Source organism: Eggerthella sp. 1_3_56FAA (genome assembly GCF_000185625.1).
Classification (GTDB): Bacteria; Actinomycetota; Coriobacteriia; order Coriobacteriales; family Eggerthellaceae; genus Eggerthella; species Eggerthella lenta.
The window spans coordinates 370,923-381,095 of record NZ_GL622580.1; the positions used below are offsets into that span (position 1 = coordinate 370,923).

Below are 10,173 nucleotides of genomic sequence, written 5' to 3' on the forward strand. Positions count from 1 at the left end.
CTTCGTCGAGGACGGGGGGCGCTGGTACCGGACGGGGGACATGGGCCGCTACTGGCCCGGAGCCGTCTTGGAGTTCCTCGGTCGCAAGGATTCCCAGCAGCAGGTGAAGATACGCGGCCACAGGGTGGAGCTGGGCGAGGTCGAGGCCGCCGTGGCCGGATGCCCCGGGGTGAAGGGGGCCGTGGCCGTCGCGGCCGGCGAGCGCGAGCGCTCGGTGGTGCATGCGTTCGTGGTCGCCGACGAGGGGGCTGACGTGGATCCGGCCGGGGTGCTGTCCCGCGTGGCCGGGCTCCTTCCCTCCTACTTCGTCCCCCATGACGTGACGGTCCTAGACGAGTGGCCCTTGAGCGCGAACGGGAAGGTCGATCGAAAGGCCTTGGCCGGCATGGCCCCCGAAGCGGCCCCGTCCGCATCCTCCCTGTCCGAACCGGCCACCGAAGCGGAGCGCGCCGTGGCGTCGGTGTGGGAGGAGCTGCTCGATGCGGGGCCCGTCGGAAGGGAGTCGAACTTCTTCGAGCTGGGCGGCGACAGCCTCATGGCCATGAGAATGACGAGCGCTTTGGAAAAGCGTCTTGGATTCAAAATTGGACTTCAAGAATTTATATCCGATCCGACTGTAGCCGGAATCTGCCAAAAGATAGATACGACATGCGGGGACACATATGAGGAGGGAACCCTATGATGGACGAGATCCGATGCCTTCTTGAAGAGATGGCAGATGCGGGAATACGTTTATGGGTCGAGGACGGAAAGCTAAAATTCAGAGCGCCATCTGGAGCCATGACGGTAGAAAGGGCTAACCTGATAAAGAAGAACAGGGATGCTGTAATCGCAGCCTTCAACGAACCTCGCCCGATAAAGCGCGAGCCCGAGAAAAGGTACGATCCTTATCCTCTTACAGACATACAGCAAGCTTATCAGCTTGGCAAGAGCGAAGCTTATCCCTACGGCGGAGTGGGATGCCAAGGGTACATGGAGATTAGCTTGGGAGGCGTTGAATTCGAGCGATTGAACAACGCATGGCGAAAAGTGGTGGCTCGGCATGACGTACTTCACTCGGTCATTTCTGAAGACGGTTATCAGCAGGTGCTGGAAGAATATGATGTGGGATTGATTGAATTCGTCGAAGCCGAATCGCGAAGCTTAGAAGAGGTCGCTTCCGAATGTCGTAGAACCATGGATCACAAGGATTATGCAACCTCGGTCCATCCGTACGAACTGAAAGTGAGTACTGATGGGATTAAGTCAATCCTCCACATATCAGTCAACTTGGCTCTTTGTGACTTTTTGAGCATTACCATAATCCTCAATGATCTGGCTCGGGCATATGACGGCGAGCAACTAGATAGCAGCGACGAGATTTCCTTCAGAGATTTTGTCATGGATGCAAAAACCCGAGGAGTTTCCAGCCCTTCTCTAAAAGCAGATGAGGAATACTGGTCGGCACGCATTGACGAATTGCCTCCCGCCCCTATGCTTCCCATGGGGCCGAATCCTGACGTGCGAACGGGAGTTAGATTCATTAGGCACCAGATGAGCCTTACCGATAACGAATGGGCAGAATTCCGTCGCACAAGCGCAGAGAAAGGGGTTACCCCCACAGCTGCATTGGTCGCTGCATTCTCGGACACTTTGGCGCTGTGGGCGGAATCATCGGATTTCACGATCAATATGACAATGTTGAACAGGGGGGACGACATTCCTGGAATCATGCGTACGGTCGGTGATTTCACAATGTCAAGCCTATTGGGATTGATTCGTGACGAGCGCGCGCCCTTCTTCTCCCGCGCTCGTGCAGCGCAATCACAGCTATGGTCGGATCTTGAACATAGAAGCTTCTCCGGAGTCTCCGTGCTGAGAGAGATCGCGCGACGACGTGGACGTGCGGGCGGTGGGGCGCTCATGCCGTTCGTTTTCACGAGCAGCATCGGCCTACGCGGAGGATCGTCCTTGAGTGAAACAAGCCTCTTTCGTGGCTCTCGAGTCATCGGCGGACTTTCACAAACCCCCCAAGTATGGCTTGACTGCCAAGCGATGGAGTGGAATGGGTCTCTTGTAATCAATTGGGATGAGCGCGCTGGAGTCTTCCCTGACGGTCTGGTTTCAGATGCCTTTTCATCCTTCGAACAGACCCTTAGAAGTCTTGCCTCGAGCAAAGCGACATGGGAAGAGACACGAATAGTCCATTTACCTCAAAAGCAGAAACTTGTTCGTATCGCAGCAAACGACACCGGCAAAGAAATAGTGTCGAGTACCCTCCACTCAGACTTTATGAAGACAGCCCTCTCTCATCCAGAGCTCCCCGCCGTGCGATTGGGAGATGAGTTTGTGACATATGCGGAGCTGAGGGCGCTTTCCCTCAAAGTGGCCCATAAGTTAAAGCGAGGAGTTCGGACTGCGATCATTCTTGAGAAGAGCATTGCACAAGTAGTTGCGGTGATCGGCTGCAGCCTTGCCGGCGCTCCCTTTATTCCTCTATCCCCTGACCATCCTCGATCAAGAGTCGACACCGTTATGGGCAATGCGGAAGTGGGCGCGGTTCTCGCCAAAGCTGAAACCCTCGAAAGGCTTGACTTGGCCGGCAAAGAAGAGGCTATGGATATCGACCTTATCCTAAGCGATGACATTTCCGCTAACTTCGAGGATCGGACTTTGCCATCTGACGAAGCCTACGTGATCTACACGTCCGGCTCCACCGGGGTGCCGAAGGGGGTGGCGGTGAGCCACGCCGCCGCGTGGAACACCATCGCCGACATAAATTCTCGATTCAACGTTAGGCAGAGCGACAAGATCATCGGATTGGCCGAGCTAACCTTCGACCTAGCTATATATGATATATTTGGAATCCTTTCCGTCGGAGGAGAGCTTATCTTCCCCGAACCCTCATCACTTAATGATCCGTCGAGCTGGTGCGACGTAGTTGTTAAACGCAAGGTAACGATATGGAATTCTGTCCCCCAGCAGATGCAAATGCTTTCTTACTACCTTGATACGGCTCCGGATGTCCCCTCTCTTTCCTTGAGGCTCGCTCTCTTGTCTGGCGACTGGATACCCGTCTCTCTACCCAACGATATCGCAGATAAAATCCCTCACTTGAAAATGGTGAGCCTCGGCGGTGCCACCGAGGGAGGAATCTGGTCGATCTTCCACGAAATCAATCCATCGGATTCGGAAAAGGCAAGCATTCCCTACGGAAAGCCTCTTGCCAACCAGGAGTTTGATATCGTAGGACGCGAACTTGAATCGCTGCCTCTTCTCGTTCCGGGTGAAATCATCATTAGCGGAAAGAGCCTTGCTTCGGGCTACCTCAATGACCCTGTTCGAACATCCGAGAGTTTTATAATGCGGGATGGAGTGAAATGCTATCGAACCGGCGACATGGGCAAATACCTGGAAAACGGCGACATCGAGTTTCTCGGGCGTGCAGATCAGCAGATTAAAGTACGGGGTTACCGCGTCGAGCTAGGCGAAGTGGAAGCCGCTTTAGAAAAGGCACCGGGAGTGGACAAGGCTGTCGCATTTGCTGCCGACAACGATAAAACCGACAAGCATCTTCTCGCCGCAGTCATCGCCGAAAAGGTCAATCCCGACAAGGCAGAATCCTTGTTCAAGAGATCTACGGTCGCCATGAAAGAATGTATGAGAGATCGCTTCAGCAAAATGGCTGTCAACGAAGTTGCAGAGTATTGCCGCAAAGTTGACGAGGTCTGCTTGTCGGCCATGATGAATTTGATAGCAGATGCCGTTAGCAAAGATGGCTTCTCAATGGATGACATGATGCATGGACTCAATGCCAAAGAGAGGAACAGAAGGCTCCTAGAGAGATGGGCGAAGTCTCTCGTCGACATGAAAGCGCTCAATGCAAAGGGCGACTCGTTTTGCTTCTCGGACGATTATAAGAGAGGCGACATTGAAGCTTTATGGCAACAGCTCGAATCCTTGGAACTGAAAGTCGAGTACAGCAAAGGGCTTTTGTCGTTTTTGCACACATGCATAGATTCCTTATCCGGCCTCGTGTCGGGGAAAGTGGATCATTTATCCATACTTTTTCCCGAAGGTGGTTTTGATGTAGCCGCTTCAACCTACAGGGACAACCTAGCCTCCAAAACTCTCAACTCCACACTAGTTAGCATGGTTTCGGAATTTGCGCGCATCAAGGGTGGGTTGAGAGTTCTTGAGGTCGGGGCCGGTACGGGAGGCAGCAGCGACTCGCTCATCGATGCGCTTGAGGGAACGGGGAGCACATATCTTTTTACTGACATCTCTGAATTCTTCCTCTCTGAAGCCCGAAATCGCTACGAAGGTAAAAACTGGATTGGCTACGCCATCTACGATGTCAATAAGGATGCCAGAACTCAGGGACTTGCAGACAACTCATTTGATCTCATCGTAGGCGCAAACGTACTCCATAATTGCATCGATGTCCTTGCAGGGCTGGGGCAAATCAAATCCCTTCTTTCTCCGGGAGGCATTTTGGCCTTTATTGAGGCCACGCGCGAGAGCTTTCCCCTTATGGTCAGCATGGATTTCCAAGATGCCCTCGGGATGGAGTACTCGGATTTGCGTGCAGGAACCAGCAAGGTATTCCTTAACCTCGACGAATGGAGCGGAATCCTCGCAAAAGCAGGTTTTGGCTTGACGGACTGCTCTCCTACGAACGAAGAACCGGATCTCTTTGGCCAGCACCTGATAGTCGCACAAGCAAAGGCTGATATAGCCGCGCTTTCGGTCGATGATGTGGTATCAGCCGCACAAGAAACCCTTCCCTCATACATGATTCCTGAAGCCATTGGGATAATCGACACCCTTCCCCTTTCGAGAAACGGAAAGGTTGACAGAGCCGAGCTTAAACGCCTACCACTGCTCGGAAGAACGCAGTCGAAAACTGCGGGCATCGGAGATGAGAGAGACAGCTACCGTAGCGATTTGGAAGCACGCCTAGCTGTAGAGTTTTCTGAAGTACTCGGAGCAGATAGCGTCAGGAGGGATGATGACTTCTTTGAGCTTGGAGGCGATTCGCTTTTGGCCACCAAACTCGCAGCCCAGATAAAGAAGAACGTAGACGAAGCGGCTGAGCTTGAATGGGAGTGGCTTTTGAGAAAGATGATGGAAAGCCCAACGGTCAGCTCACTCGCACTCGCGCTCTCCAGTACAGAAGAAGCAGAAAAGGCCGCGCCCAAAGGGCAGATGGCGCCTGTTGTCGTATTGAAAGACGGAAACGGAGATGGCGTCGTTAACGTATTGGTGCATGACGGAACAGGCACTCTTGACCCATACCGCGACCTTATTAGCGCTTCGGGTGACAAACTCATCATCGGTGTGCAAATGCCCGACATGCAAAAAGCCTTGGATTATGACACCCGATCTCTTATAGAAACCCTCGGAAGAGAGTATGCCGACCGCCTCTCGGAATGGAATGGATGCAGCTTTAGGATAGTGGGATACTGCATGGGAGGTTTGATCGCAACAGAGATTGCAAGAAACCTGATGGAGCAGGGAGAAACCGTTGCCGATCTCTTTGTCATCAGCTCATATGGGTTCCCGTTCAAAATCACCGAAGACGTAATGATTGAGTATGCTTTTGCTCGCGTACTTAATGCCCCAACTGAAGACCTCGGGTATCCGAAAGACGACGAAGCCTTCGCCAACGCAATCGCTGATGCCCAGATCCGACACCCCGGAGTATTGGATCTTCTCGATGGTGAAGGCCCTGTTGTCGAAAAACTGAAGAAGATTGCCTCCCTAGATTCGAACGAGCGCATGCGTAGGATACTTTCAACCGTGACCGCCGATAGCAACGTCGTAGAAAGATTGACCCAAATTTACAGGACGTTCAAACATAATTTGATTGCAGTAATGGAATACGAATCAAAACCCTATCTTGGCCCTATCCACTTTTTGCGAGACAGTGGAAGAATGGGGCTATTCAAGAACATCGGTGGTGATGAAACGGTTTTCTGGAACAGCGTCGCCCTCATGGGGATAGACACCCAAGATATAGAAGGAGATCACTTTACCTGCATATCCGGAGAACACGCAAAAGATGTCGCAAAGAGAGTGGGGCTTCGATGATCGGAGTGCTTGGGTCGAGCGGGCATGTTGGATCACTGCTTGCCGACATGCTGAAAGCTAAGGGGTACGAGCTTCGCCTCGGTTCTCGCTCGGCCGGATTCATCGTCAACATGACAGACCCTAGTTCTTTGTCAAGATTTCTCGATGGATGCGATGCGGTGGTCAACTGCGCTGGCCCCGCGTATCTACTGAGCGAACCAGCAGCAAGAACCGCCATAAGCTCAGGCGTTGCATACTTTGACGTTGCCGGCTGCGAAAACCTGTGCAAAACCCTAGCTGACGAATCGGCGGAAACACCGGTTGTATTTTCTGCAGGAATGGTGCCGGGGCTCTCGGGTCTTCTACTAAAGATGGCTATTTCCGCAAACAAAGGACAGGATATTGTTGGCTTTGCCGGGGGAGTCCAAGATATCTCTCTGGGTGCTGCGGCGGATCTAGTTTTGAGCATGTCCGATACGTCGGGATATGGCAACAATGGCTCCATGTGGCGTAGCGGCGCAGTCCGCGAACTTGACCACGATCCAACCCCCGCCCCCTCTTGCTTTCCCGAAGGGTCGTTTTGCAGAGCCTTTTTGTCAGAAGAGGCGAGAGTCATAGCCGAGAAGGAGGCACTTCCAAGACTTGAATGGTATAACGTATTTGTAGGTGATCTGTTTTGCAAGGCTCTTGTCGACGCACAGTTGTCGAAAACCCAGAGCCTCGAAGAAGCAAGCAAGAAAATCAGCATAGCCGCATCCATCGATGCTATGGGTAGACAGGCATTTTATACGTTGGCTGCAACTTCTGGAGAAATGGCCTACATTGTTAAATCGGCCGACAGCTATGAGCTAACTGCAGCAGTGGCATGCTATGCCATAGAGAGTTTCCTTGCTGGGAGCATCCCCAATGGCGTATACAACTTGCCCGATCTGCTTGATCCAGAACTGGCGATATACGGAATTCTATCTTTGTCTAAGAGTGCTCGAATCGAAATTGCACCGTCAAAGTCTTTGTTTGAAGTCGAGGAAGGCGAGTTATGAAAGCCGTGGTTGTGGGGAGCACGTTCGGAAGCGTATATGCCGAGGGCATTAAGATTGCCGACGATGTAGAGCTGGCTGGTATTGTAGGCAGGGGGAGCAAGAGAAGCGCCGCCTTGGCTGCATCATACGGAGTTCCTCTGTATCAAGGGGCTAATGCCGTTCCGGCAAACATAGATCTTGCTTGTGTCGTGGTAAGATCAGCCATGGTTGGAGGAGATGGAGTTGAAATATCTCGCTCCTTCCTCGAGAAGGGCATTCACGTAATCCAAGAGCAGCCCATGCATAGCAGCGAGGTTCTTGAGCTGACCAGATGCGCTGCAGAACATGATTGCAAATTCATGCTTAACGGTTTCTATCCATATCTCGATTCGGTTAAGCGCTTCATTGATGCCGCAGCTTCCCTTCGCAAGGAACACGAATTGCTAAGCATAGATGTGACTACATGCGTACAAGTAGCATACCCTTTTGTAGAGGTGGTTGGGAAAGTGGCCGGAAGCTTGCATCCTTTCAGATTGGAGAAGATAGCAGATGCCGGTCCTTTTGACATCCTAGTCGGAGAAGTAGGAGGAGTTCCCCTTTCCGTTCGATTCCAAAACGAAATGGATTCCAGTGACCCAGACAATAATGCCATAGCCCTGATGCGGATGGATGTTTGCTCGGATAAAGGCATTCTGTCCCTATGCGACGTTTACGGAGATGTTCTTTGGACGCCACGGTTTCATGTCGGAAAGGCAGCAGCCGACAGCTCGAATCTCTCAACCGTCGAAAGCGCAAGTATTAACGTTCTTCATAGGAGAGCAGAGGCATATAATTCTATCCTCGCTGAACAGTGGCCGAAGGGGATTGCCAATATGCTCTCGGAGAGACTTGGAGAGCGCAACTCCCTTGCCACAACCCAATTCCAGATTTCCGCATGCCTAGCCTGGCAAGAGTTTACTTCGGCCTTAGGTGCCCCAAGCGAATTGAGGCAACGTCGTTAATGGTAGTCGAGCGAACAGCGTCATTTGGAAAGCTTCATTTAAAAGGCATTGTTGCTTCGGTAGGTTTGACCGCTGGGCTTCTCGTTTTGATATTTCCATTGCCGGAGTTGGAAAGCCCAGCACGTATTCAGCTTGCTCTCACTCTCGGTGCTTTATCGTTTTGGGCAAGCGGAGTGATGCCGGCCCCAATTACGGGCATGCTGTATATGGGGCTACTGCTCATCACGAACTCCTCTGATCCGCTAACAGTTTTTTCTGGCTGGACGAACGAAGGAGGCGGTCTATGGCTGGTGCTTTGCGCGTTTCTCATAGCTTCTGGAGTTGAAAGGTCTGGACTTGCTAGAAGAGCAGCTCTGAGTATTTGCGCATCCGGTCAAGTCAAAGGTTTTCAATCGCTCATTGCAGCGATAGCCGTCATAGAGCTGTTGTTCGCACTGATCATTCCAAGCGCCTTTGCAAGAACATTCGTCATATTGGCAGTTGCAAAAGAAGTGTGCAAAGAAAATAGCGTATCTGAGACGGATGCCGCTGTAATCAATTTTGCATGTTTTGCGCTTGCAGTTCCCACGACACTTATCTTTTTGACTTCGGAACCAGCCCTCAATACACTCGTTGTTGAATATTCCGAATTAGGGTTGAGCTGGGTTGGCTGGTTCAGCACTATAGGCATTCCCAACATCATCTACTTATTTTTAGTGACAGTTCTGTTTATAAGAGTGTTTAAGCCGTCTGGAAAGGTCTTTGTAGATGGGGTAAAAAGCCGCGCTTCGTTAGAAGACCTTGGCAGATTGAGCCCTAAAGAAAAGAAGATGGCTTTGTGGCTCTCTCTGATGATTGCATTCTGGTTGCTTTACCCTTTCATGGGAATAGGTATAGCGTGGGGAACTATGCTTCTCACATCGCTTATGTTCCTACCTCGAATCGGAGTACTTGACGCAAAAGCTTTTGCAGACGTTCCCGTGGGAACTCTTGTATTCCTCACCTGTGCGTTGTCGATCGGATCTGTAGGCGAAGCCACAGGTATGAGCCAGTGGATTGCCGATACGGCGCTCCCAGCTTCTTTACCAAGCGATATTCTGTCAACCGTCATTTTTATATCAGCAATATCATTGGCCATCCATACTTTGATAGGATCAGTGTTGGCCACCGCTGTCGTTATTTTTCCCATACTGATATCGTTCGGCGATGTAGCGGGATTGGGCGTAAGCGATGCGGGCGCTGTTCTGATCGCATACCAAATGATTGCCAGCCAGTTTTTTCTTTCGATGCATCAGGCACCGATTGCCTCTGGCATGGAGCTTGCTGGGTACGGCGAAAAGACCGTAATGAAGCTTGGCGCTCCCATGACTTGCCTTGCGCTTGTTCAGCAGGTACTCGTGACTGGCTGGCTTTTTCTTGCAGACGTTTTGTAGGATCGCTCCTAGGAGGACAAGCGTGAACAATTGGATAGTCGATCTCAATCAGAAAGAGCAAGCGAGAGGAACAGCTTTGGTATTTGTGCCCCATGCGGGCGGAGGACCCAATGCATTCAGATCTGTCGCACGCGAGATTCGCAGGAAACTTCCTGTCTACGCTATTTGCTATCCAGGTCATGAAAATAGAATATCGGAGCCTCTCGTAGACGATTTCTCGTTTGTAGCAGAGGGAATTGCTTATTGCGCCGTTTTTGCTACACCGTTCCACGCTCCACTGCTACAGCGTTCCATGGCAGACTGCCACGTAGCAATGCGGGTTGCTCTGATTGCGAGGGGCGCGCAAGCGCCCCTCTTGGCCAATACGGCCGGTTATGCTCTTAGCCGATGCGCTTGCGCATTGACTCGTCGCCTTCAATATGGATGACGTCCGACCGATAGACTATGCGGTCGATGACGGCATCTGCGATTGCTCCTTCCCCGAGCTTTGAATGCCAGCCTGCTGGCGAGAACTGCGAGCAAATCAATAAGGACCCGCTGCGCAAGCGCGCCTCGACTATCTCTAAAAGCTCGCGCGCCGCCTTCCCCTCGAGCTTTTCCAAAAGCCAATCGTCCAGTATCAGCAAGTCGCATTTCGTGTAGCGCTTCTTCGCCTTGAGCCAATCCTCGTTCTTGCTCACGTTCAGCTCG

Annotated in this window: 7 protein-coding genes; 6 read left to right on the forward strand and 1 reads right to left on the reverse strand. The window is 51.9% G+C overall.

Annotated elements, in window-relative coordinates; translation table 11 throughout:
* The 6 genes from HMPREF1023_RS15715 to HMPREF1023_RS16175 form a co-directional block, all read left to right on the forward strand.
* Window positions 1-682 (forward strand): phosphopantetheine-binding protein (locus HMPREF1023_RS15715; RefSeq protein WP_009305509.1); only part of this gene is annotated, 682 nt, incomplete at its 5' end.
* Window positions 679-6,072, forward strand: a complete 5,394-nt coding sequence (locus HMPREF1023_RS07050) for a non-ribosomal peptide synthetase (protein ID WP_035578694.1) — start codon at window positions 679-681, stop codon at window positions 6,070-6,072. The genes HMPREF1023_RS15715 and HMPREF1023_RS07050, both read left to right, overlap by 4 nt.
* Window positions 6,069-7,091: an NAD-dependent epimerase/dehydratase family protein gene (locus tag HMPREF1023_RS07055; protein ID WP_009608947.1), complete on the forward strand. Its 1,023-nt coding sequence runs from the start codon at window positions 6,069-6,071 to the stop codon at window positions 7,089-7,091. Before HMPREF1023_RS07050 ends, HMPREF1023_RS07055 begins: the two co-directional genes overlap by 4 nt.
* The gene (locus HMPREF1023_RS15230) at window positions 7,088-8,071 is read left to right on the forward strand and encodes a Gfo/Idh/MocA family oxidoreductase (RefSeq protein WP_009305512.1); all 984 of its coding nucleotides are present in this window, start codon (window positions 7,088-7,090) and stop codon (window positions 8,069-8,071) included. The genes HMPREF1023_RS07055 and HMPREF1023_RS15230 overlap by 4 nt, the downstream gene beginning before the upstream one ends.
* Complete coding sequence (locus HMPREF1023_RS07060; protein WP_158295201.1) at window positions 8,071-9,483, forward strand: SLC13 family permease; 1,413 nt, start codon at window positions 8,071-8,073, stop codon at window positions 9,481-9,483. Before HMPREF1023_RS15230 ends, HMPREF1023_RS07060 begins: the two co-directional genes overlap by 1 nt.
* Window positions 9,484-9,568: 85 nt before the next feature.
* Window positions 9,569-9,910: a hypothetical protein gene (locus HMPREF1023_RS16175; RefSeq protein ID WP_369707142.1), complete on the forward strand. Its 342-nt coding sequence runs from the start codon at window positions 9,569-9,571 to the stop codon at window positions 9,908-9,910.
* On the opposite strand, the gene HMPREF1023_RS07065 is transcribed toward HMPREF1023_RS16175, so the two are convergent.
* Window positions 9,864-10,173 (reverse strand): ATP-binding protein (locus HMPREF1023_RS07065; RefSeq protein ID WP_035578697.1); only part of this gene is annotated, 310 nt, incomplete at its 5' end. The genes HMPREF1023_RS16175 and HMPREF1023_RS07065 overlap by 47 nt on opposite strands.